The organism is Paenibacillus pasadenensis (assembly GCF_023715725.1).
Classification (GTDB): Bacteria; Bacillota; Bacilli; order Paenibacillales; family Paenibacillaceae; genus Paenibacillus_O; species Paenibacillus_O pasadenensis_A.
In genome coordinates, this window is sequence record NZ_JAMBOT010000002.1 from 525059 (window position 1) to 548308 (window position 23250).

Consider the following 23250-nt stretch of genomic DNA (forward strand, 5'->3'; position numbering starts at 1 on the left):
GTTAACCGCTTGGGGAGCGGAACCGGAGTTTTTTTGCGCAGCATCATGTCATTTGGTGTACGGACCAGGTGGAGACGGAAGAGGCGGCCCCGCCAAGGTTCAGGTTGATCGTTAAGCCATTTGAGACGTAAAAAATGCCGATTACATCGCCTGCATTTAAGGCGTACTCGCCTGTCATCGTCACGGTGGATGAGCCGAGAATAGCCCTGAGCGTGAGCAGCAAAAGTATATTGACGTCAAGAATCGGGAACAAGGCGGTGACCAGATCCGTTACAACAGGTGAAGTTCGGCGTATGACAAACAATGGGTTGATTGCGGGGCCAAGCGAGATGGAGAGCGCCGCTGTAGTTGAATAACTTAGCGTCGCTTCAATCGAGTACCGCCCGGTCACGGGGACGGTGTAGTTGCCGGTTGTTGCGTTGAATCCTGTACCGGTGTAAAACGGCGACGCCGTGGTCCAATTCGCCAACTGAGTGCTGGTTGAAGCTGAGCTTGGCGCTCGTGTTGCCGAAAAGCCGTTTGCTAAAATGTTTGGCCCGGTAGCTCCAGTGAAGCCCGTTGGACCAGTCGAGCCGGTAGCGCCGGTGGCACCAGTAGTGCCGGTAGTTCCAGTAGCGCCGGTGGCGCCAGTGATGCCAGTAGTGCCGGTAGCGCCAGTAGCTCCGGTCGGTCCAGTTGGTCCAGTAATGCCGGTAGCGCCAGTAGCTCCGGTCGGTCCAGTTGGTCCAGTAATGCCAGTGGTACCCGTTACGCCTGTAGATCCGGTGCTACCGGTTGGCCCGGTAGCGCCAGTGTTCCCTGTGGCACCAGTCGCTCCAGTAGCACCTGTAACTCCAGTAGCACCCGTAATGCCGCTTGTACCGGTCGGTCCAGTTGGTCCAGTGCCGCCCGTGGGTCCAGTAACGCCGGTGGCTCCCGTAAAGCCCGTATCCCCAGTAGCCCCGGTAAAGCCTGTTAGGCCCGTTGGTCCAGTGATGCCCGTAGCTCCGGTCGTTCCAGTAACTCCAGTAACGCCGGTTGTACCGGTTGGGCCTGTAACTCCAGTGGCTCCGGTAGAGCCCGTATCCCCAACAGCCCCGGTAAAGCCAGTTGGACCCGTTGGTCCAGTGATGCCCGTGGCACCAGTTGCTCCTGTGACCCCGGTAGCGCCAGTAACGCCAGTAACGCCGGTGGTTCCCGTAGAGCCCGTATCTCCGGTTGAACCGGTTGGGCCTGTAACTCCAGTGGCTCCGGTAGCGCCAGTATCCCCAGTGGTTCCGGTAACCCCAGTGGTTCCTGTAACGCCAGTTGTCCCGGTAGGGCCCATGGCTCCGGTGACCCCCGTAGCGCCTGTATCTCCAGTAGCCCCGGCAAAGCCAGTTGGACCCGTTGGTCCAGTGCTGCCCGTGGCTCCGGTCGCTCCAGTAGCGCCAGTAACGCCGGTGGCTCCCGTAGAGCCCGTATCCCCAGTAGAGCCGGTAAAGCCAGTTGGACCCGTTGGTCCAGTGCTGCCCGTGGCACCAGTCGCTCCAGTGACCCCTGTAACACCAGTTGCCCCAGTGGTTCCTGTAACGCCTGTAACTCCAGTCAGTCCGGTAGAGCCCGTATCCCCAGTAGAGCCAGTAACACCGGTGGCTCCAGTAGAGCCCGTATCCCCGGTGGCCCCGATAAGGCCAGTAGCGCCAGTGCCCCCCGTAGAGCCCGTAACGCCAGTTGTCCCGGTGGGGCCCGTGGCTCCGGTGACCCCCGTAGCGCCTGTAACTCCAGTAGCCCCGGTAAAGCCAGTTGGACCCGTTGGTCCAGTGCTGCCCGTGGTTCCGGTCGCTCCAGTAACGCCGGTAGTTCCCGTAGAGCCCGTATCTCCGGTTGCCCCGGTCGTTCCAGTAACTCCAGTGGCTCCGGTCAAGCCCGTAACACCAGTAGAGCCTGTATCCCCGGTGGCCCCGGTAAGGCCAGTAACGCCGGTGGCTCCCGTAGAGCCTGTATCCCCAGTAGAACCGGTAGGGCCTGTTGGACCCGTTGGTCCAGTGCTGCCCGTGGCACCAGTCGCTCCAGTAGCGCCAGTAACGCCGGTGGCTCCCGTAGAGCCCGTATCCCCGGTGGCCCCGGTAAGGCCAGTAGCGCCAGTGGCCCCCGTAACGCCCGTATCTCCAGTAGCCCCGGTAAAGCCAGTTGGACCCGTTGGTCCAGTGCTGCCCGTGGTTCCGGTCGCTCCAGTAACCCCAGTAACCCCAGTAGCGCCGGTGGCTCCCGTAGAGCCCGTATCCCCAGTAGAGCCGGTAAAGCCAGTTGGACCTGTTGGTCCAGTGCTGCCCGTGGTTCCGGTCGCTCCAGTAACCCCAGTAGCGCCAGTAACGCCGGTTGTACCGGTGACTCCAGTCAGTCCGGTAGCGCCTGTATCCCCAGTAGCCCCAGTAAAGCCAGTTGGACCTGTTGGTCCAGTACTGCCCGTGGCTCCGGTCGCTCCAGTAACTCCAGTAGCGCCGGTTGTCCCGGTAGGGCCTGTAACTCCAGTGGCTCCGGTAGAGCCCGTATCCCCAGTAGATCCGGTAAAACCTGTTGGACCCGTTGGTCCAGTGCTGCCCGTGGCACCAGTCGCTCCAGTAACGCCTGTAGTTCCCGTAGAGCCCGTAACACCGGTGACTCCAGTAGAACCCGTAACGCCAGTGGCCCCCGTAACGCCCGTATCCCCAGTAGACCCGGTCGGGCCTGTTGGACCCGTTGGTCCAGTGCTGCCTGTAGCTCCAGTCGTTCCGGTCACTCCCGTAACGCCAGTGGACCCAGTGGACCCTGTAACGCCCGTATCCCCAGTAGCCCCGGTAAAGCCTGTTGGACCTGTTGATCCCGTACTGCCCATGGCTCCGGTCGCTCCAGTAACTCCAGTAGCGCCGGTTGAACCGGTTGGGCCTGTAACTCCAGTGGCTCCGGTAGCGCCAGTATCCCCAGTAACTCCGGTAACCCCAGTGGTTCCTGTAGCGCCAGTGGTTCCCGTAACGCCAGTTGTCCCAATAGGGCCCGTGGCTCCGGTGACCCCCGTAGCGCCTGTATCTCCAGTAGCCCCGGTAAAGCCAGTTGGCCCAGTTGGTCCAGTGCTGCCCGTGGTTCCGGTCATTCCAGTAACCCCAGTAACACCGGTTGCTCCCGTAGAGCCCGTAACCCCAGTGACCCCGGCTGTACCGGTAAGGCCAGTAGCGCCAGTGACCCCCGTAGCACCCGTAACGCCAGTGGCCCCGGTAAGTCCAGTTGGTCCAGTGCCACCCGTGGCTCCGGTTACTCCCGTAAACCCAGTAACACCGGTGGCCCCCATAGCACCTGTATCCCCAGAGGCCCCGGTAGCGCCAGTTGGTCCAGTGCTGCCCGTGGCACCGGTCGCTCCAGTAACCCCAGTAGCGCCAGTAACGCCGGTTGTACCGGTAGCTCCAGTCAGTCCGGTAGCGCCCGTATCCCCAGTAGAACCAGTAAAACCGGTTGGACCCGTTGGTCCAGTGCTGCCCGTGGCTCCGGTCGTTCCCGTAACCCCAGTAGTGCCAGTAACGCCGGTTGTACCGGTAACTCCAGTCAGTCCGGTAGAGCCCGTAACTCCAGTAGAACCGGTAAAGCCAGCTGGCCCAATTGGTCCAGTGCTGCCCGTAGTTCCAGTCGTTCCGGTCACTCCCGTAACGCCAGTGGCCCCAGTGGTCCCTGTAACGCCCGTATCCCCAGTAGACCCGGTCGGGCCTGTTGGACCCGTTGGTCCAGTGCTGCCCGTAGCACCGGTCGCTCCAGTAACCCCAGCAGCGCCGGTTGAACCGGTCGGGCCAGTAACTCCAGTGGCTCCGGTAGCGCCCGTATTCCCGGTTGGCCCGGTAACGCCGGTTGTACCGGTAAGACCAGTAACTCCGGTAGCACCCGTCGATCCCGTATTCCCAGTCGTCCCGGTCAAGCCAGTTGGACCTGTTGGACCAGTACTGCCCGTAGCCCCGGTAGCTCCAGTCGTTCCTGTTGCTCCAGTGCTGCCCGTGGCTCCAGTGTCCCCAGTGGCTCCTGTAACGCCGGTTGAACCGGTCGGGCCTGTAACGCCCGTGGCTCCGGTCACTCCCGTAACCCCAGTAGAGCCAGTAACACCGGTGGCTCCCGTAGAGCCCGTATCCCCGGTGGCCCCGGTAAGGCCAGTAGCGCCAGTGACCCCCGTAGATCCTGTAACGCCAGTGGCCCCCGTAGCACCTGTATCCCCAGTAGAACCAGTAGTGCCTGTTGGACCTGTAGTTCCAGTGCTGCCCGTGGCACCAGTCGCTCCAGTGACCCCTGTAACCCCAGTGGCCCCCGTAGCGCCCGTAAGGCCAGTTGAACCGGTAGTTCCAGTGCTGCCCGTAGCCCCAGTCGTTCCGGTCACGCCCGTAACGCCCGTATCACCAGTAACGCCTGTAACTCCAGTGGCTCCGGTAGCGCCCGTGGAGCCCGTATCCCCAGTGGAACCGGTAAAACCTGTTGGACCCGCTGGTCCAGTGCTACCCGTGGCTCCAGTCATTCCAGTAGCGCCAGTAACACCGGTTGTACCTGTAACTCCAGTCAGTCCGGTAGCGCCAGTAACTCCAGTGGATCCGGTCACGCCCGTAACCCCAGTAGAGCCAGTAACACCGGTGGATCCGGTATGACCAGTTGCGCCAGTGACTCCCGTAGATCCCGTAACGCCAGTGGTACCGGTAAGTCCAGTTGGTCCAGTGCCTCCCGTGTCTCCGGTTACTCCCGTAAACCCAGTAACACCGGTGGTCCCCGTAGCGCCCGTATCCCCAGTAGAACCGGTAAAGCCAGTTGGACCCGTTGGTCCAGTGCTGCCCGTGGCACCGGTCGCTGCAGTCGCTCCAGTCGCTCCAATAACCCCAGTAGCGCCAGTTATACCGGTAGCGCCCGTAGCTCCAATCGTCCCTGTAACGCCTGTCGGACCCGTTGGTCCAGTACTGCCCGTGGCTCCAGTCGTTCCAGTAACCCCAGTAGCACCTGTAATGCCGGTTGTGCCGGTAACTCCAGTGGCTCCGGTAGCGCCCGTATCCCCAGTGACCCCGGTAGGGCCAGTAACTCCGGTTACACCAGTCGTTCCCGTATCCCCAGTAGAACCGGTAAAACCTGTTGGACCCGTTGGTCCAGTGCTGCCCGTATCTCCAGTCGTTCCGGTCACGCCCGTAACGCCCGTAGTACCAGTAGAGCCGGTAACGCCAGTAGAACCGGTCGGGCCTGTATCTCCAGTAGCCCCGGTAAAGCCGGTTGTCCCGGTAGTGCCCGTAGCCCCAATTGCTCCAGAAACCCCAGTAGCGCCGGTAAAGCCAGTTGGACCTGTTGGTCCAGTGCTGCCCGTAGCACCCGTAGCTCCAGTCGTTCCTGTCACACCCGTAACACCGGTTGTACCGGTAAAGCCTGTATCTCCATTAGTCCCCGTAGAGCCCGTAACGCCAGTCGTCCCGGTAGGGCCAGTATTTCCAGTGGCCCCCGTAGCACCGGTATCCCCAGTAGCACCCGTAAAGCCTGTTGGACCTGTTGGTCCAGTGTTGCCCGAAGTACCCGTTGCACCCGCAGTTCCTGTCACGCCCGTCACGCCAGTGGCCCCAGTAACTCCGGAAACCCCCGTAGTACCTGAAGCTCCAGTAGAACCGGTAAAGCCTATTGGGCCCGTTGGTCCAGTGCTGCCCGAAGCACCTGTAGCTCCAGTTGCTCCTGTCACACCGGTTGTACCGGTCGAGCCAGTTGTTCCAGTGTCACCCGTGGCACCGGTCGCTCCAATTACTCCAGTGGCTCCGGTAGCGCCTGTATCCCCAGTAGCCCCGGTAAAGCCAGTTGGCCCAGCTGGTCCAGTGATACCCGTGGCTCCGGTCACACCCGTAACCCCAGTAGCGCCAGTGACCCCCGTAGAGCCCGTATCCCCGGTAAAGCCAGTTGGCCCCGTTGGTCCAGTGCTGCCAGTGGATCCGGTCGCTCCAGTAACCCCAGTAACCCCAGTAACCCCAGTAACGCCGGTTGAACCGGTAGGGCCAGCAACTCCAGTGGCCCCAGTAGAGCCCGTATCCCCAGTAGTGCCGGTAAAGCCAGTTGGCCCCGTTGGTCCAGTGCTGCCTGTGGCTCCAGTCGTTCCAGTAATCCCAGTAGCGCCAGTAACGCCGGTGGCTCCCATAGAGCCCGTATCCCCGGTAAAGCCAGTTGGCCCCGTTGGTCCAGTGCTGCCAGTGGATCCGGTCGCTCCAGTAACCCCAGTAGCTCCAGTGGCCCCAGTAACGCCCATATCCCCAGAAGCACCCGTAAGGCCAGTTGGACCCGTAGTTCCAGTGCTACCCGAAGCACCCGTAGCACCCGTAGTTCCAGTCGTTCCTGTCACGCCCGTAACGCCAGTTGCTCCTGTATCCCCAATGGCTCCAGTAACGCCAGTGGCACCTGCAGCACCCACATCCCCAGTAGAACCGGTAAAGCCAGTTGGTCCAGTTGGTCCAGTGCTGCCTGTAGCTCCGGTCATTCCCGTAACTCCCGTTGCTCCAGTAATTCCAGTGGCACCAGTATCTCCTGTGGCTCCAGTCATTCCCGTATCCCCAAAAGCGCCCGTAACGCCAGTAGTACCGGTCGAACCGGTAGCTCCGGTGACACCCGTAGAGCCCGTTATTCCAGTATTTCCCATAAAACCAGTCGTACCGGTAACGCCTGTAACACCGGTAGTGCCGGTAGGACCGGTAGCACCGGTGATACCTGTCGCGCCTGTATCTCCATTAGAGCCGGTAAAGCCAGTGCCGCCAGTAGCACCAGTAGCACCGGAAACACCAGTGTTGCCGGTAATCCCAGTCGCGCCGGTTGCTCCAGTGCTCCCGATGGCACCTGTCGCCCCTGTAGCTCCATTCGGTCCAGTTTCGCCGGTTGCCCCATTAGCTCCAGTAACGCCTGTAACGCCAGAGCTTCCCGTAACTCCGGTGGCGCCATTGCTCCCAGTAGCACCAGTATCACCGGTAGAACCTGTTACTCCGGTCGCTCCATTATCACCAGTCGAACCCGTAACCCCAGTCGCGCCTGTGGGGCCAGTCGCTCCCGTGACTCCAGTAGATCCTGGATCGCCCGTAACCCCAGTCGCCCCAGTAACTCCGGTCGGCCCGATAAATCCTGTTGCCCCAGTCACACCTGTAGCACCCGTCGCTCCAGATGAACCAGTAGCCCCCGTAGCGCCTGTGGCTCCTGAAACACCAGTGGCACCAGGATCGCCAGTAGCTCCAGTTGCCCCTGTAAAACCCGTACCTACGGCTCCGGTCGGCCCAGTGTTACCCGTAACTCCAGCAACTCCCGCGGCGCCAGCGGCACCCGTAACGCCTGTCGCTCCGGTTGCGCCGGGAGTCCCCGCGGCACCGGCCGCTCCAGCAGGGCCTGCGGCACCTGCAGCCCCGGTCACACCGGGATCACCTTGTGCTCCTGTTGCCCCCGTAGAGCCAGTGCTTCCTGCAGCCCCCGTTCTGCCTGCATTTCCTGCTGGTCCACGCGGCCCTTGGGGACCGATCGGTCCAGTCGGCCCTGTCGGACCCCGCTGGCATCGATGGCAATGATGATGGTGGTGGCATTGGCATTTCTTTTTCCTGCATTTATGACAGCAACGGTTCTTTTTCCGTTTGGCCAGCTGTTTCTTCTTTGCCTCAATTAATAACGCAAGCTCTTCGTCGAGTGTACCGTCTGAACGGTTTTGGCTGACGGAATAGCTCTGTTCTTTCGGCGCTTTAGGCGACTTTCGTTTAGGGGCAGCATCATTGGGATAAAGGCGGATGCGCCGTTCCTTAGATGATGCAAGCCGTTGCTGGCCGCCGGAAGCGCCTTGGCGCTTCGTGGTTCCTGTACGTTTTTTGCCTGCCATTCATTGCACATCCCCTCATCCCGATCCGCATATGGATTAAGCAAATCGACTTCATTCGTTGTAATGGTATATGCGACATGCTGTTGTTCGTGTGAGGGAGAACTGGAATGAATCTCTTTGCAGCATGCAATTCGTCAACGATAGCTGTCATGAGTGTTTTGAAGCCGGAATACGGATAAACAGAAGGAGGGATGAGCTTGATTACGATCAGCCTTTGCATGATCGTTAAAAATGAGGAAGCGGTGCTTGCAAGAGTGCTGGAGTCCGTAACAGGCATTGTGGATGAGATTATTATCACCGATACGGGTTCAACGGATCGTACCGTCGAAATTGCCAAGGCGTTCGGCGCGCGTGTGGAGCCGTTTAAATGGGTGGACGATTTTGCCGCTGCACGGAATTATTCGTTTTCCAAGGCGGCTAGCGATTACATCATGTGGCTGGATGCGGACGATTATTTAAAGCCAAAGGACATTGCAATCATCCAACAGCTCAAGCGTACCATCGATCCTTCCATTTGCCGGGTGACAATGCCATATGTGCTTAGCCGAAACGCTCAAGGAGAAGTGCTGACCAGCTTGAGGCGCAACCGGATCGTACGGCGCGACTGCGGGTTTGAATGGATCGGGGCTGTCCACGAGTATTTGAATGCGTACGGCACTTATTTGGATAGTGAAGCAGAGGTGCAGCACGATAAAGATAAAGCATACACGGATCGCAATTTGCGTATTTACCGGAGCCGGCAGGAAAAAGGGGAAGCGTTTAATATCCGGGACCTCTATTATTTTGCCAATGAGCTGAAGGATCACGGGGTTTACGATGAGGCTGCGGCGCATTATGAGACGATGCTGCGGACCGGTGAGGGTTGGGTGGAGGATAATATTCAAGCCTGCTTGAAGCTGTCCACCTGTTATGAATCGCTTGGCCAGCCGGAACTTCGTGTGCAGACTGCTTTAAGAGCGCTCACCTATGATAAACCGAGGCCGGAGATTTGCTGCTCCATCGGAAATGCTTTATTTGATGCAGGAAGTTACTCCACAGCAGCGTATTGGTACGAGCTGGCAACAACGATTGAAGCGCCGTCAACGATGGGGATGTCTGACCGTGCGGCAAGCACATGGTATCCTCATTTGCAATTATGTCTTTGTTATGACCGCTTGGGCCAGCATGTTAAAGCTCACGAACATAACGAGGAAGCGTTGAAGCTGTTTCCGGGGCATTCCAGTATGCTGCATAACCGGAAATATTTTCAGGACGCTCACGGACTTGAGCCGTTGCACTAAAGCCAACTCAATACGGACTTAACGGGGGCCTGAATCGGGCCTTCTTTTTTACGTTCCAGATGTCTATGAAACCTTAATGGTTCGTTAATCGACTTCGCTATTTTAAACTGCATAAATTTTACAAATCAATATTATGATCAAATTGTCTAGACATCAATTATACGAGGAGAGGTGTTGAATCATGTTGAAAAGGTTATTCCTGTCAGTTGCTGCGTTGTTGTTGCTCCTGCCGTTTGTCTGCCAGCCGGTTAGTTATGCCGCGGGGTATTTCCCCAAGGTGATGCAAAATGATCCCCAATGGATGTATTATCGGGACGTAGCTGCACAATTTTCACCAATCTTTTACCAAAACGTAAGAGAGAAAGGCGACAATCTGACCTCAATTAGAAAAGCGGGTCTGGACGGCATCTATGACTACCAGTTGTATGCAGACTACCCGACGGCCGCCGATTACGACGGAGACTGGAACGCCCGAAACAACTGGAATAACTTGTCTGCCTACAAGGATGCTCTTCTGCCTCTCATCTACTACGATGTCAAAGAAACTGAAACGCATTATTTCATTGGCTATTATCTGTACTATCCCAAGGACGATGACCATGATGAGGGCGGACGCCATGAAAATGATATGGAGGGCATGCTGGTCGTTGTACGAAAGGGAAACGAGAACGGCGGATTAGGCGCACCGCAAATGGTCGTTTTGGGCGGCCATGGCAAGTTTTATCAGTCTCAAGTTCATCCGTACGGAAGCGGTCTGCAAAACAGCAACGACGACTTCGACACTCAGGGCATTCGGATGGCCGGATCGCATCCTGAAGTTTTTGTCACTTTCAACGGCGGAAGCTGGGACTTTTTATCCGGCACCAGCAGTTCCGGGCATAATCTCATGAAATGGAACGGGGACAACACGCCTGTTGATCAGAGCTTTGGCGGGATGAGGCTTTCCTATAATGGAACGTTTAACTACTACAACAATACGACGATTCGAAATGCCAAAAACAATTTGGACTATACAAACGTAAGCTATTGGCTGCAGCCGGCTACCGAGCTTTGGTCCAAGCGAAATGAGATCGGCCCGGATAATCTGTTCAGCGAATTCGGTAAATTCAGCGGGGACGAAGGTTCGGATAATGCCGCGAACGCGCCGTGGAATTGGAGCTATCGCGACGGACAAGCAGGTATGGAAAAGGGATCGATCTTCTATGATCCGGCTCTCGTTGTTTCTTACATGGTTAGCGGCTGGGGCAATTTCTCTTACAAGTACGTATTGAGAGACGATAATAACCAGGATCTGCCGGGAGTTTACCTGTACCAGCATCCAAATGGAGAAGGCAGGATGCAGCGCCTGACAAGCTCAGACCTAGATTTGCGCAACGGTCTTGTCGGCAACGACTCCATCACATCTGTACGGGTTGTCGGATCGATGTATCAAGCGACAATTTATAGCGATATTCATGCAGGCGGTTCTCCATTTGGCCCTATTAAAAATTCCGATGCAGGCGGGTCTTATGTCAATCTGCATCTGAATCAGTCCGGCATGGACAATCTGACATCATCCGTACTCGTAACTCAGGCTCCATAACAGGCGGCATTGGACTTTGTAACCGCCGTTAACTGAATAGGTTTGGAGGAAGTGCCGAAATTCCCGCTTTGGGTATTTCCGGCACTTCTTTAATGCTAAATGAATAACAACATTTGGTTAGAGCTTTCTCATCATTTTCTCACAAAGTATCATAATTCCAGTCTCATAGCGGCTTCAGGCTCTTCGTGGAAAATAATAGGCTGTTTCAAATCTGTTAAGCTTGGTACCAGACAAACCCAAGGAGGATACTACCAACGATGAACAACAACTGGGTTACAAAAAAATGGCTTGGAGTCACTTTAAGCGCAACAATCGGCTTAAGCGCATTAGGCGCAGTCTGGGTCCCGGCTTCTAATACGGCCTATGCCGCTGTCTCTTACAATACGACAATTACATATGGAGTCAATTTGCGGGACAAGCCAGGCTCAAGCGGTGATATTCTACGTATGCTGAAAAAGGGAGAGAAGGTAGCGGTTGTTAATGAGGCAGGCAGCGGCTGGCTGCAGGTGCAAACCGCTAAAGGGGAAAAGGGGTTTATTTCCTCAGCTGACAAATATTCTTCCTATCAAGACGGTGGGCAATCCGGCGGCGGAGAAGGTTCGGGTGAAGAAGAGAACAGCTCCAAGCGCAGCCAGGTCATTTCTTTGGCTAAAAGTTACATGGGGCGAGTGACGTATGATTTCGGTACCCGTAATCCGTCCAAGCTTATTTTCGATTGCTCCTCATTCACCCAATTCATTTACGAAAAGGTCGGGGTTGACCTGAAATGGGGGACAAGCTCTCAGAAAAGCCAGGGCAAAGCGGTAAGCCGTGCCAACCTGAAAACCGGAGACCTGATCTTCTTCGATACGATTGGAAGCAATAACCGCGTCATTAATCATGTAGGCATCTATATGGGAAATGGACAATTCATTCATAACGCCCCTTCGGCGGACGGAGTTCTGATTAGCCCGCTCGATAGCGGTTATTGGAAAGACCGCTACGTATCTGCTAGAAGCGTTTTTTAATAGTTCTTATTGCATTAAACAGCCCCGTCTTTCGGCGTATGCCGGAGAGCGGGGCTGTTTTTCGCTATTCTTCCGAGATTATAGAAAAATCTTTGTGTTCATTCTGAAAATCGAGCAGCAGCTGCAGGAGCGCCTCCGCGTTTTGGCTGCCCAGCTTTGACCTGCTCTCCGCGTAATGGACCCAGCGTATTGCCAGTGGCGGGTTCCAGCAGTCCTCCAGGCAATCCCATAAAGCATCCAGGTTGCGGCCGTAATAGTCCGGAAAGGCTAGTTCCTTCGCCAGTAGATTGTGAATGGCTTCCGCCGAATCTAGCTTTGATCCGTCGAGAAGGATTTCTCTCATTCCGATTCGCCTGCCTTCATTCATGAGTAAGAGCGAAAACCAAAGGACCTGCCGGGAGGTTTCCCAGATTATTCTATCATGGTCAATTCCATTTGGTGAAGGTCACGTAATGGTCATCTGTCGTGTAGTAAAGTCCATCGTTGGAATAAAGGACGCGGTACGGGCCGCGGAATCCCGACTCGTAATAGGCGTCCGCCTCGCGCCAGGTGCGCCCGCTTTTTTTCGGAAGCTTGCCCTCGCGGTTTTGGAAGACGTCTCCGCCAATGCTGTAACCCGGAGCAACCTCCGCCAAATTGCCTTGATTGGCTACCCAGCCAGCGGCATAAGCTTCACTTTTGGTCATAAAGTTTGGGGGAAGCTCGCCGTTTGTTTTCAGATAATGAATAATTCCGGCGTAATCGGTTATTGCCGCTGCATTAGCTGCCGCTGTTGGCACCGGAGACACTCCGAGCGGCTGCGCGCTGCCCAGCACAAGCGCGAACACCAATGCAAGGCCGGCAAATAATCTTAAAGCTGCTTTCATCATTTCATTCCTCCTAACAAGATTTGGATAACGGCATGCTCTGGATTATACCATCATTTTCTATATATAGTGATATACGGATTGTCGCGTAACATTTATACACAATGTAAAAACGAGAACTGGAGAAATACGGTTACTGAGCTATAATGAGTGTACGATGTTGGAGAAAGGACGAATGATATGCAGGCATATGCGGAAAAGCGGGGATGGCTTATCTATGCGGGCGCTGCAGCCGGCATTGCGGTTTTGACGGTTGTGCTGCTGCTGCCGCCGCTGCATATGGAGCCGGTTAATGCGGCTCTTCTTTATTTATTTCCCGTGCTCCTCTGCGCCGTTTATGGAGGGAAGGGACCGGCGGTTTTTGCCGCGGTGTTAGGAATTATTGCATTTGATTTCTTTTTTGTCCCTCCCGAGTTGAGCTTCGATGTGGAAGATTTGCGCTATTTGATTTCCTTTGCCGTTTATTTGGCCGTTGCGCTGATGACTTCGGCGCTTGCGGAGCGGTTGAAGCGGCAGGCCAGACAGGCGCTGCAGAGGGAGCGGCAGACGGCCATACTGTACGGCATGAGCCGGAGCATGTCGGATATAACGGAGCTGCCAAGGCTGACGGAAGCTTTTTGCGGCGGAATCCGGGAAATGTCCGGCCTGGAAGCCGTCGTTTATGTTCCGGACGGGGCTGGAAGACTGCAGCGATACGACGAAGCAGGGGCGAACTTCCCGGAGGGACAGATCGATTCCGGCTTGCAAGCGGCGGAAAGAGCGATGAGGCTCGGCGAGGCTGCGGGACGGCGTTCTCCGCGAGCTGCGAATGGAAAAGAGGTGTATTTACCGCTGCTAGCTGAGGACAGTGTGCATGGGGCTGTATCATTTCGCAGCCCGTCTGGCGACATCGGACTGGAACAGGAGGAGCGGTTGCGGCTTGCCGCTTTATGCGATCTTGCCGCCGGTGCTATTGCTCGCATCAAACGAGGCGAAGAGGCGCGGCTTGCTGTGATTACGGCGGAATCCGAGCGGATGAGGGCTGCTCTGCTGGATTCGGTATCGCATGAGCTGCGGACTCCGCTGGCTGAAATTATCGGCTCTAGCAGCGGTTTGCTGGAATCAGGCAATCTGTTGACCGGGGAGGAGCAGCGGGAGCTTCTGCATTCGATCCACAACGGAGCGCAGCGAATGAACCGGCTCGTTGCCAATCTGCTCGGCATGGTCCGCCTTGAAGGGGGCATGCTCAAGCTGCGCCGCGACTGGCTTGGTGCAGACGAGCTGCTTGGGGCTGTGCTTCGACAGCTTCGCGAAGCGCGCGGCAGCCGCAGCGTCTCGCTTATTTTGCCCGAGCCGGTTCCTCTGCTTAGAGGCGATCCGGTGCTTCTGGAGCAGATGATGGTCAATCTGATCAGCAATGCGTTCAAGTACTCCCCGGAAGGCAGCCGGATTGAGCTGGAGGCGCGGTCAGAGGGTGAATATGCGCTGTTAATTGTGCGGGATGAGGGAATCGGCATTACGGAGGAAGAGTCTAGTAAAATATTCGATAAATTTTACAGAGGCGGCAACGCGCTTCATTTAACGGGCACCGGGTTAGGCCTTGCCATAGCCAAAGGGGTTGCCGAGCTGCATGGAGGAAGCATATCAGCCGGGCAGGGAATCGGAGGCCGGGGAACGGCTGTTACCGTGCAGCTTCCGTTAGATGAGCAAGGAGGAGAGATAATTGAGCGAGAATCGTAAAGGGGCGAGAATTCTTTTAATCGAGGATGAACCGCCAATACGCAAGCTGTTAAAAGTAACGCTTCAAGCCCATCAGTACGAGCTGCTGGAGAGCGAAACAGGCTCAGACGGGCTGCTGCAAGCATCGATGAATCATCCCGATCTTATTTTGCTGGATCTTGGACTGCCGGACGGATCAGGAATGGATGTGCTGAAGCAGATTCGGCAGTGGTCGCCAGTGCCGGTCATCGTATTGACGGCAACGGACCGCGAAGAAGACAAAATTGAAGCGCTGGATTGCGGAGCGGATGATTACGTGACAAAGCCGTTTGGCATGGGCGAGCTTGTCGCTCGTATTCGCGTAGCTCTCCGCCATGCGGCAGGGGCAAACGCAACGGAACCGGTGCTTCGTTTCGGGCAGCTGACGATCGACTTGGCACAGCGGCTCGTCGAGCTGTCCGGCAGCCGGATCAAGCTAACGCCAACGGAGTATGATTTGCTAAAGACGCTTGCGCTCAATGCGGGCAAGGTCATGACGCAAAAACAGCTGCTCAGGCAGGTGTGGGGCTCCGCTCATGTAGAATCGGAAGGCCATTACCTTCGCATTTATGTTGGACATTTGCGCAAAAAGCTGGACGACAACCCTGCCAAACCGCTCTATATTGCGACGGAGCCGGGCATCGGGTATCGGTTTTTGACGGTCGAGCAGTCGGAACGGTAATTAATAGGTGTCATCGGAATCATAGAAAAAGCGGATCACGCTGCGCTGGATTTAAGCGCGGTGCAATCCGCTTTTTGCTTAAGGATGCAGAAACGATGGAGCGGCCTGCACAGCCGTTCGAGCTGGCTCCGGCTTGGGTCTATTTGGCGTCGGACGATTCCCGGTTTGTTACGGGGCAGGTTATGCATGTAAACGTCGGAGAGATCTTTGGCTAGTCCGGAATCGTTCCGCCGTTTACAATAGAGGTTAGGTAAGGGAGCGGGGGGAGCTCCTCCCCTGATACACATTATCGCCGAAGGCAGGGATCGCCGTGCAGATGGAACAATTTTGCGAGGGCATCGGACTTGAGGACGGAGCGAAGGCGCTGATCCGCGGCTACAGAATGGACGAGCTTGACTATGCCCGCCTTAAAGCGGCGTTTTACCGCGATTCGCGCGCTTTTATCCGAGGCATCCGGCATGAAGCCGCTCTGCATGTGCAGCTCCTATATTTGTTTGTCCGATTCGCAGCGGATGTTTATTCCGCCTATAAACGTCGGGGAATAAGCGACAAGGTGTATTGGGATACGTTTTCAGATATCCGAATATGGAGTGACATGTATTACCGGAAAAACGGCGAATTCGGCATTTCGGAGTACAGCTGGCTTAAGGAGCATGTCCAGCTCAAGCTGTTCCGTCTAGGCCGGCTGCAGTTTCAGCCCTTCGTCATGGAGACGGAGGTCGAGCTGAACGGTTCGAGAGTCAAAAAAGATCAAATCGTGCTTAACGTCCATATTCCCGAGGGTGAGCCGCTGCTGCCGCAGGCGGTCGAGGCATCATTTCAGGAGGCGGCGGATTTTTTCAGAGGCATATCGCCGGTGTTCGTTTGCCATTCCTGGCTCCTCTATCCGGGTTTAAGTGAGCTGCTTGGAGATTCGTCCAATATTGCACATTTTCAAAAACAGTTCGAGATTTATGCGACGGATGAGGAATGCCGAAAGGGCGAGGAATGGGTGTTCGGCAGCCTGCAGGAAAATCCGCTCCAGTATGAGGAACGGACAAGCCTGCAGCGAGCGTTGAAATGGTGGCTTGCGTCTGGCCGGACATTCGGCTCGGGCAGCGGCGTCCGGCTGCATCCAGTCCCTTAAGCTCAAATTGCTGCTTCGGCTCTTTACATGGCAGCTTCGGCGTTCATCTGCAGAGGGGACGGCGGCTCCAGCCCGTTGTCCTGCAGAAGAATTTCCGCTTTTGGCGATGCGCAGGGGACAAAGTGAATTCGATAATGCCCGGTTAATGTTCCTTCTGCCCCGGCTTTTGGCTCGTATGCCATAAAGATCAGCTCGTACATGCCGGCAGGAAGCAGCGCCGATATGTGCTGTGACAGGATGCTGCTTACGCCGACTCCGCTCTCATCCGTCTGAAACGGAACGGCAATCGCTCGAATGCAGCCGGTTAGCGGCGGTCTTTCGGTGCCCGTCGACACTTCGACTCGGCTGCGGATATCGTCCAGTGTGCTGAAGGACACGCTGCCGTCTCTCCATGCGAAGCCCTGTTGGATATGCTCCTCCGTCCAATCCGAATACGGATGCTGCAAACCGCTCCGATAAACGGCAATTTGCGAGTAGGAGATAAGCAGTTCCGAGTCTGCAATAGTACGCATTCATTTCACCTCTCTTCATACTTGCTAGTCATATCCAGTATAACGGACAAAAAGATCGATTGGCGGCTTGCTCCATATTTTTTCCAAGAGACTGTACAAATTCGGCCAGACAGTGGTTAATATAAATTGAAGTATCATCAGCAAACAGTCATTAGCGGGAGTGGTAACATACAAATGGATAACCGTCCGATAAGCCAGACCGGTAATCAAGGAATGGTTTTGCCGCCAGAAAGAGCCATTCTGGCTTCTGTTGTGAGCCACAATCCGAATGCGCTTGTATTGTTCGACAATGAGCAGCGGATAAGTCTGATCAATCGAGCTTTTACCGTCAGCTTTGGCTGGGAAGAAGCGGAGATGCGCGGCAAAAGCGCGGCTGAATTCAGCCAGATTATGTCCTCGGGGATAACTGGAGGCCAGTGGCCGGACACGCTCTGGAGCAAAGAGCCGTGCAGCTGCGAGCTTGAGCTGAGAAAGCGCGACGGGCAGACTCTTTTTGTACAGCTGACAGGATACGGCCTTGAGGATGATGGCGGCAATCAAGCTGGCTATCTGATCTCGCTAGCCGATATTTCAGAACGCAAATTATTCGAGCTTAAGCTGCAGGAGACGATAGAACGTTACACCTCTCTCAAAAAATACAATCATGATGCCGTTATTTCTCTCGATCTTGAAGGCAGGGTCATCAACTATAACAATGTCGCCCAGAGGATGCTTGGAAGACCGGTGGAAGAGCTGGTTGGCAAAGATTTTTCCCCCTATGCGCTAGTGGACCGGATTGGTCCGATCTTGGCGGAGGCACATCGAGATGCGACGGTGGAGCGCATCTTAACCGGAATTCAGCACAGCAGCGGAAGCGTTTGCGAAATTCTCGCCTCGATTGCTCCGATCATCATCAACGGGGAGATCACGGGGTATTACATGATTGCCAAGGATATTAGCGAGCAAAAAAAGCTGTTGATCGAAAAAGAAGCGGCCGAAGCGATGACTCGCGCCAAAAGCGAGTTTTTAGCGATGATGAGCCATGAAATCCGCAATCCGATGAATGGAGTTATCGGAATGACCCGGCTTCTTTTGAGTTCCCCCTCCCTGGAGGGTGAGCTCCGCGAGTATGTGGAATTGATTCGTAAAAGCGGCCATTCGCTGCTCAACATCGTGAACGATGTGCTCGATTTTACCCGGCTGGAATCCGGCAAGTCCGAGCTTAATCACGAGCCGTTCCGTCTGTCCGAGCTCACCGGCGAGCTGCTAGCCATTCAGATGCCTAACGCGGTGCAAAAAGGGCTGAAGCTTGAGGTGTGGAACGACGAACGGATTCCAGCTCAACTGATCGGCGACAAAAGCAAGCTCAGCCAAGTACTGCTTAATTTAATCGGCAATGCCGTGAAATTTACGGACAGCGGATCAATCAAGGTTTCGTTCCGGCTGGTGGAGCAAAGAGGCGATCAGCTTGAGCTGGAAGGCGTAATTGAGGATACCGGAATCGGCATTTCCGAATCGGAGCTGCCGCAGCTTTTTCATCCGTTCACCCGACTCGACAATTATTTGACGCGCACTGTGGAAGGCAGCGGCCTTGGATTGGCCATTTCCCGCAGGCTTGTAGAGATTATGGGCGGAAAGATAGCGGTACGTTCCGTTGTTGGAGAAGGATCGACGTTTACGTTCCGGGTTGTATGCCGTGCTGCTCCTTTGGAGCTGGCAGCGCCGGTTCGCGTCCCGCAAGTTAGCGAGAACACTCGTCCGTTGCGCGTGTTAATTGGTGAGGATAATGAGATTAATCAGCTCGTCATTCGCAAAATGCTGGAGAAATCGGGCCATCATGTTGTGCTGGCTGCCAATGGGGCAGAGGTTTTGGAGGAAATTCGGCGTAACAACTGTTATGATCTCATTCTCCTAGACATTTTAATGCCGGTCATGAATGGAATGGAGACGATGCAAGAGCTGCAAGCATTGCAGCTGGACCGTCAGCCATATGTGATTGCGGTGACGGCAAATGCCCTCAAAGGCGATCGTGAAGCCTGTCTGGCAGCAGGCATGGACGATTATCTCAGCAAGCCGATCCGGCGGGACATGCTGGAGCAGGCGCTTGCAAAGTATTGGGCTTCTCCCAAAAATAATCTAACCTCAGCTATAGATTACGGCGAATAATCGGATTGCCGTTGACACTGCAAAAAGGAGCAGGCGCCCAAGGGCTGCCTGCTCCTTTTGTATGTGTCCAAAGCGTGATTGGATGGACTAGAACGCCCAGTTTCCGCTCCGGAAGATCGGTTCGGCGGTCCCGTCCTCGGTAATGCCGTCGATGTTCATGTCGGCGGAGCCAATCATAAAGTCAACATGGGTAATGCTCGTGTTGAGTCCGTTTTTGGCCAGATCGTCCTGCGACATTTCCTTGCCGCCCTCAAGGTTGAAGGCATAGGCGCTGCCAAGCGCAAGATGGTTGGAGGCATTTTCGTCAAACAGCGTGTTGTAGTACAAAATATTGGACCGGGAAATGGGGGAGTCGTAAGGAACTAGCGCCACCTCGCCAATTCGGCGGGCTCCCTCGTCCATCGCCAGCAGTCCCTCCAGCGTTTCAAGCCCACGCTCGGCCTCTGCCTTGACAACGCTGCCGTTCTCAAAGGTCAGCTTGAAGTTGTCGATAATGTTCCCGCCGTAGCTGAGCGGTTTTGTGCTGGACACATAACCGCTCACTCCATCGGCTTTGGCTGCTGTAAACACCTCTTCCGTCGGCAAATTCGCCACGAAAGACACTCCGTTCACGTTGATGCTGTCTGCCGCTACCCACAGATGACCTTTAGGGAGCTCGATCGTAAGATCGGTGCCGGGAGCAGTGTAATGAAGCTTTTTGTACTTGCGCGCGTTCAGGTGCTCGGAGCGGGCGTTCAAATTCGCGATATGCTCATCCCAAGCTTGAATCGGCTGCTCCAGGTCACACCGGACTGCTTTAAGAATGGCGTTCCACAGGCTAACGTACTGCTCTTCTTCGGTAGAGCCGGGGAATACCTTCGCCGCCCACGCTTTGGAAGGAGCTGCGACGACGCACCAGCTGATTTTGTCGGACTGCATCATTTGACGGTATGTAGACATTGCCTTGCCGTACGTTTTCTGATGATTGACGATGCGCTCCTGGGCGATGCCCTTCAGCAGATCGGGATCGGAGGATACTACGCTGATGACAGCGGCGCCTTGTTCAGCTAGCTCCTGCAATTCTCCTGCGAGCCATTTGGGCTCTTCCAAAAATGCGTCGTCCGGGGCAAGCTCATAACGCGTACGGGTTATGGCGTCATCCGCCCAAATGACCTTTACGGAAAAAGCTCCGGCTTCATACGCTTTGCGAACGAGAAGGCGGACGAGATCGGCGGAATCAAGCGAAGCGTTTATGACCAGCTTTTGGCCGGCCTGTATGCGGACGCCAACTTGGATAATAAGCTCTGCGTAGCGTTGAATTTGCTGCTGCAATTTGCTCAAGAGATCAGCCACCTTTTCAATTTAGACGTTATACAGTCACTATTGTACACGATCCTGTTCGAAAAAGGTAAATGCCATGGTATGATGGGCTTTGACAGGATGGAGAGGGGGACGATGATGTTTACTTGCGAGATCGGGCGCGGGCTGCTGCTCAGGCTGCTTCAGCCGGCTGATTCCAAAGCCCTTTACCGCACGGTGGACCGCGATCGCGCTGCGCTGCAGCCTTGGCTTCCATGGGTAAGCCAGATCGGCACGGCCGCCGATATGAAGGATTATGTCCGCTTTGAATGTAAGCGCTATAAATCAGGTGAGGCGATGTCCGCCGTCATCATCGAAGGGGCGGAAGCGCTTGGGCTCATAAGCTTTCAGGAACTGGATTTCCGGCATAGAAAAGCCTCGCTCGGCTACTGGCTGGAGTCCTCCAGGCAGGGCCAGGGAATTATGACAGCCGCTGCCGCCGGCCTGCTGCAATTTGGCTTTGCCACGCTGGATCTGAACCGGATGGAAATCCGGGCCAGGACCGACAATGTCCGCAGCCGTGCCGTTGCCGAAAGGCTTGGCTTCACGCAGGAGGGTGTGCTGCGCGAGGAGGAATGCTTGGAAACGGCCGGGGAGCTGGAATATCGGGACCATGCTGTTTACGGCCTGCTGGCGCATGAATGGAAACGCGGGCAAGATATCGGTTGAAATAACTGCCAAGCGGCTTTCCTGCTCGGGCGTTTGGTATAATTAGTGTGCGAACATCTAGAGGACCTGGGGGAGCTTTGCCGTGTCAATGGAACTTAACGAAGCGCTGCGGGGCAGCAAGCGGAAAAAGATAGCGGCGCCGGGCTGGCTGCTTCGTACTCCACCTGCTGCCGGGCGAGATGCTCTTTTCTGGAGAAAATCGCTGGGAGGGATATGGCTTGCCGCAGCTTTATTATGCGGTGCTGTATCCCAAGGCTTGCCGCTCGGCTTTGGCGCCGGATTGGACCTGATGGCGGCAGTGCTCGTTGGCACTATGCTTTTGGCGCTTGGTTGTTGGCTGTTTGCCTGGCTTTTTGCCTTGATGCGGGTCCCGTGGCCAAGATTGTTCACCGGCAGCTGCGTCACTCTGTTTGGAGGGATGTTAGCCGTGCTGCTTGTGCTGCAAACCAAGCTGTTCGCCGCGTTAACGATTGCTGCGGCGTATGCGCTTGCGGCAGGCAGTGCCGGTCTGGCGCTGGCATTTATCTGGTCCAGGCTGCCGGAGAGGCGGCCCGGACCAGGGCGGCTGACCGTTGCAGCTGCGATTGGACTTCTGCTTGTTTCGTTCGTTTCTTGCGTATCGTTTGCTGGAATCGGCGGCAGCGCGGATGACAATGCAGAGTCGGCTGGGGAATCAGGAACAGTACACGATGGAAAATACGCTTATTCCGTTCTTACTTACGGAAGCGGTTCAGGAAGAAGAGCGGAGTTTGGCTCAAAGGCGGACATTGTCACCAGCACGGTCGACGGCTCCAAGCTGTTAACCGATTGGAGCTGGCTGCAATCCTGGTACTGGGGTTTTGAACCCGAGCGTTTACCCGTTAACGGTACGCTTTGGATGCCGCAAGGAGCTGGGCCGTTTCCGCTTGTGCTTATCGTTCACGGCAACCACATTGCGCAGCAGCCGTCCGACCAAGGTTATGCCTATCTCGGGGAAATGCTAGCAAGCAAAGGCTATGCCGCCGTTTCCGTCGATGAGAACTTTTTTAATTATTCGCCGTGGAGCGGAATATCCGAAACGGATATGAAGCTGCGCGCCTGGATGCTGTTGAAGCATTTGGAGGAGCTGCGGAGGTTGTCCGAACAGACAAGCGGACCGATTTCTGGACAGCTGGATACGGAAAAGGTGCTGCTGATCGGGCATTCACGCGGCGGTCAGGCTGCGGCAATGGCAGCCGACGCCGGTCGCTGGTTTGGAGCCGAAGAGAAGGAGCTTAGCTCTGCTATCGCCGGAGTCGCGGCGCTTGCGCCGACGGACATGAACGTGGACGGTAAACGCGCACAGCTTAATCATGTAAGCTATTTGACGCTGCATGGCTCGCGGGATGCGGATTTGACCGTATTTTACGGCGAGCGGCAGTACGGACGGACAAGCTTTTCTCCCGGTTTCAACGGCTTTAAAAGCACGGTATACATTGAAGATGCGAATCATAGCCGCTTTAACAGCGACTGGGGAACGATGGATCAAGCGCTTCCCGGCGGGCTGCTGTTAAATCAGCAGCATATCTTAAGCGGAAGGCAGCAGCGGACCGCTGCCGCTTTATATATTGGAGCATTTGCCGATGCTGTCTTGACGGGAGATGAGCATGCACGGCAGCAATTGGCGACGGGAGCTCCAGTGCCGGAAGGGCTGGACGTGTTTACGCAATTTGCAGCGTCTGATGATCAACCGTTTGCGGATTTTGAGGCTGCAGACAAAAGCAGGCCGGGAGACGGCGTTGCAGCAGCAGCATCTCCGCAGCTCGCATGGTCCGTTGAGACGCTGAAGGACCGTACGGGAGATGACAAAGGAAGCCGCGGAGCTGTGTTTTCGTGGCAAGCTGCTAGTGAGCTGGAATTAAAGAGGCCGTCCGGCTTGGACGGGGAGAAGGAGACGTACGGCTGGCTGAGGCTAACGGGGCTGCCATATCCTGGCAATGTCGGACAGGATTTGCCGTCACCGTACGATGCAGGGCTACGTTTTACCGCTGCTAACCGCAGCCGGGAGTTATGCACGGACGGCGGGCTCTGTTCGCCGGAGCCGGTCGTTTTGTCTGTCGCGCTTCGCGACCGGCACGGACAAGAGGCGCTTGTTGAGCTGTCTGCAGCGTTGGCAGCACCGAGGCAGGAGAGATTTATGCGAGTCTCGTGGCTCGACGGTCAGATCGGCAAAGGAAAATATGATGATCCGCCTGAAACGATCCGTCAGACGATGCGGATTCCATTCGCAGAGTTTCTGCGGGTTAATCCCGCTTTGGACCTGCAAGCGCCGTTAAGCGCGGAGCTGCGGTTCCGCTCACAGAACAGCGGTTCAGGCAAGCTGATGGTGGATGATTTTTCCTGGTACGCCGGTAATTGAGCTTCACAAAATAGTCGATATATGCCCCTTATTTCAGTTATTTCCATGCTTGACGCTATTCTTGGTGGGTGGCTATACTTTAGTAAGTTGCACGAAGGATTACT

General features: G+C 55.7%; 14 protein-coding genes and 1 pseudogene. 10 read left to right on the forward strand and 5 right to left on the reverse strand.

What is annotated here, in order from left to right:
* Positions 1-43: 43 nt before the first annotated feature.
* Positions 44-7825, reverse strand: coding sequence for a beta strand repeat-containing protein (locus tag M3223_RS07690; protein ID WP_251560688.1), 7782 nt, complete (start codon positions 7823-7825; stop codon positions 44-46).
* Positions 7826-8016: 191 nt separating this feature from the next.
* On the opposite strand from M3223_RS07690, the gene M3223_RS07695 reads away from it, so the two are divergent.
* From M3223_RS07695 to M3223_RS07705, 3 genes are all read left to right on the forward strand, one after another.
* Positions 8017-9105 carry a glycosyltransferase gene (locus M3223_RS07695; RefSeq protein ID WP_251560689.1) on the forward strand — a complete coding sequence of 363 codons (1089 nt, stop codon included), beginning with the start codon at positions 8017-8019 and terminating at the stop codon, positions 9103-9105.
* A gap of 181 nt (positions 9106-9286) precedes the next feature.
* Positions 9287-10687: a hypothetical protein gene (locus M3223_RS07700; protein ID WP_251560691.1), complete on the forward strand. Its 1401-nt coding sequence runs from the start codon at positions 9287-9289 to the stop codon at positions 10685-10687.
* A 257-nt stretch (positions 10688-10944) separates the two neighbouring features.
* Positions 10945-11694 carry a C40 family peptidase gene (locus tag M3223_RS07705; protein WP_251560693.1) on the forward strand — a complete coding sequence of 250 codons (750 nt, stop codon included), beginning with the start codon at positions 10945-10947 and terminating at the stop codon, positions 11692-11694.
* A 64-nt stretch (positions 11695-11758) separates the two neighbouring features.
* On the opposite strand, the gene M3223_RS07710 is transcribed toward M3223_RS07705, so the two are convergent.
* Positions 11759-12037 carry a barstar family protein gene (locus M3223_RS07710; RefSeq protein WP_251560696.1) on the reverse strand — a complete coding sequence of 93 codons (279 nt, stop codon included), beginning with the start codon at positions 12035-12037 and terminating at the stop codon, positions 11759-11761.
* 82 nt (positions 12038-12119) lie between these two features.
* Positions 12120-12560, reverse strand: coding sequence for a ribonuclease domain-containing protein (locus tag M3223_RS07715; protein ID WP_251561008.1), 441 nt, complete (start codon positions 12558-12560; stop codon positions 12120-12122).
* Positions 12561-12740: 180 nt separating this feature from the next.
* Here M3223_RS07715 and M3223_RS07720 point away from each other — a divergent pair, with 180 nt between their 5' ends.
* The 4 genes and pseudogenes from M3223_RS07720 (at position 12741) to M3223_RS07735 (ending at position 16105) form a co-directional block, all read left to right on the forward strand.
* Positions 12741-14279 (forward strand): DUF4118 domain-containing protein, encoded by a 1539-nt coding sequence (locus M3223_RS07720; protein WP_251560697.1) that lies wholly within the window; start codon positions 12741-12743, stop codon positions 14277-14279.
* A complete protein-coding gene (locus M3223_RS07725) occupies positions 14263-14979 on the forward strand; it encodes a response regulator (protein ID WP_251560698.1) in 717 nt (238 codons plus the stop codon). The genes M3223_RS07720 and M3223_RS07725 overlap by 17 nt, the downstream gene beginning before the upstream one ends.
* A gap of 86 nt (positions 14980-15065) precedes the next feature.
* Positions 15066-15194: pseudogene (locus tag M3223_RS07730) on the forward strand (SDR family oxidoreductase); the annotation flags it as partial.
* A gap of 101 nt (positions 15195-15295) precedes the next feature.
* Positions 15296-16105, forward strand: coding sequence for an acyltransferase domain-containing protein (locus tag M3223_RS07735; RefSeq protein ID WP_251561009.1), 810 nt, complete (start codon positions 15296-15298; stop codon positions 16103-16105).
* A gap of 23 nt (positions 16106-16128) precedes the next feature.
* Here M3223_RS07735 and comJ read toward each other — a convergent pair whose 3' ends face one another.
* The gene (gene comJ / locus M3223_RS07740) at positions 16129-16617 is read right to left on the reverse strand and encodes a competence protein ComJ (RefSeq protein ID WP_251560699.1); all 489 of its coding nucleotides are present in this window, start codon (positions 16615-16617) and stop codon (positions 16129-16131) included.
* 174 nt (positions 16618-16791) lie between these two features.
* On the opposite strand from comJ, the gene M3223_RS07745 reads away from it, so the two are divergent.
* Entirely contained in the window at positions 16792-18762 is a 1971-nt protein-coding gene (locus tag M3223_RS07745) for a PAS domain-containing hybrid sensor histidine kinase/response regulator (RefSeq protein WP_251560700.1), read from the forward strand.
* Between the two features lie 87 nt (positions 18763-18849).
* On the opposite strand, the gene M3223_RS07750 is transcribed toward M3223_RS07745, so the two are convergent.
* On the reverse strand, positions 18850-20082 hold the full coding sequence (locus tag M3223_RS07750) for an aminopeptidase (RefSeq protein WP_251560701.1): 1233 nt from the start codon (positions 20080-20082) through the stop codon (positions 18850-18852).
* Positions 20083-20196: 114 nt separating this feature from the next.
* Here M3223_RS07750 and M3223_RS07755 point away from each other — a divergent pair, with 114 nt between their 5' ends.
* Together M3223_RS07755 and M3223_RS07760 are read left to right on the forward strand one after the other, a co-directional pair.
* Positions 20197-20769, forward strand: coding sequence for a GNAT family N-acetyltransferase (locus M3223_RS07755; protein WP_251560702.1), 573 nt, complete (start codon positions 20197-20199; stop codon positions 20767-20769).
* Positions 20770-20857: 88 nt separating this feature from the next.
* Entirely contained in the window at positions 20858-23146 is a 2289-nt protein-coding gene (locus M3223_RS07760; protein WP_251561010.1) for a hypothetical protein, read from the forward strand.
* The last annotated feature ends 104 nt before the right edge of the window (positions 23147-23250 follow it).

What these genes read in the sequence shown, in the direction of transcription:
- M3223_RS07690 (WP_251560688.1), bottom strand. Translation starts at nt 7,825, where the DNA reads ATGGCAGGCAAAAAACGTACAGGAACCACGAAGCGCCAAGGCGCTTCC.
- M3223_RS07695 (WP_251560689.1), top strand. Translation starts at nt 8,017, where the DNA reads ATGAGCTTGATTACGATCAGCCTTTGCATGATCGTTAAAAATGAGGAA.
- M3223_RS07700 (WP_251560691.1), top strand. Translation starts at nt 9,287, where the DNA reads ATGTTGAAAAGGTTATTCCTGTCAGTTGCTGCGTTGTTGTTGCTCCTG.
- M3223_RS07705 (WP_251560693.1), top strand. Translation starts at nt 10,945, where the DNA reads ATGAACAACAACTGGGTTACAAAAAAATGGCTTGGAGTCACTTTAAGC.
- M3223_RS07710 (WP_251560696.1), bottom strand. Translation starts at nt 12,037, where the DNA reads ATGAGAGAAATCCTTCTCGACGGATCAAAGCTAGATTCGGCGGAAGCC.
- M3223_RS07715 (WP_251561008.1), bottom strand. Translation starts at nt 12,560, where the DNA reads ATGAAAGCAGCTTTAAGATTATTTGCCGGCCTTGCATTGGTGTTCGCG.
- M3223_RS07720 (WP_251560697.1), top strand. Translation starts at nt 12,741, where the DNA reads ATGCAGGCATATGCGGAAAAGCGGGGATGGCTTATCTATGCGGGCGCT.
- M3223_RS07735 (WP_251561009.1), top strand. Translation starts at nt 15,296, where the DNA reads ATGGAACAATTTTGCGAGGGCATCGGACTTGAGGACGGAGCGAAGGCG.
- comJ (WP_251560699.1), bottom strand. Translation starts at nt 16,617, where the DNA reads ATGCGTACTATTGCAGACTCGGAACTGCTTATCTCCTACTCGCAAATT.
- M3223_RS07745 (WP_251560700.1), top strand. Translation starts at nt 16,792, where the DNA reads ATGGATAACCGTCCGATAAGCCAGACCGGTAATCAAGGAATGGTTTTG.
- M3223_RS07755 (WP_251560702.1), top strand. Translation starts at nt 20,197, where the DNA reads ATGATGTTTACTTGCGAGATCGGGCGCGGGCTGCTGCTCAGGCTGCTT.
- M3223_RS07760 (WP_251561010.1), top strand. Translation starts at nt 20,858, where the DNA reads ATGGAACTTAACGAAGCGCTGCGGGGCAGCAAGCGGAAAAAGATAGCG.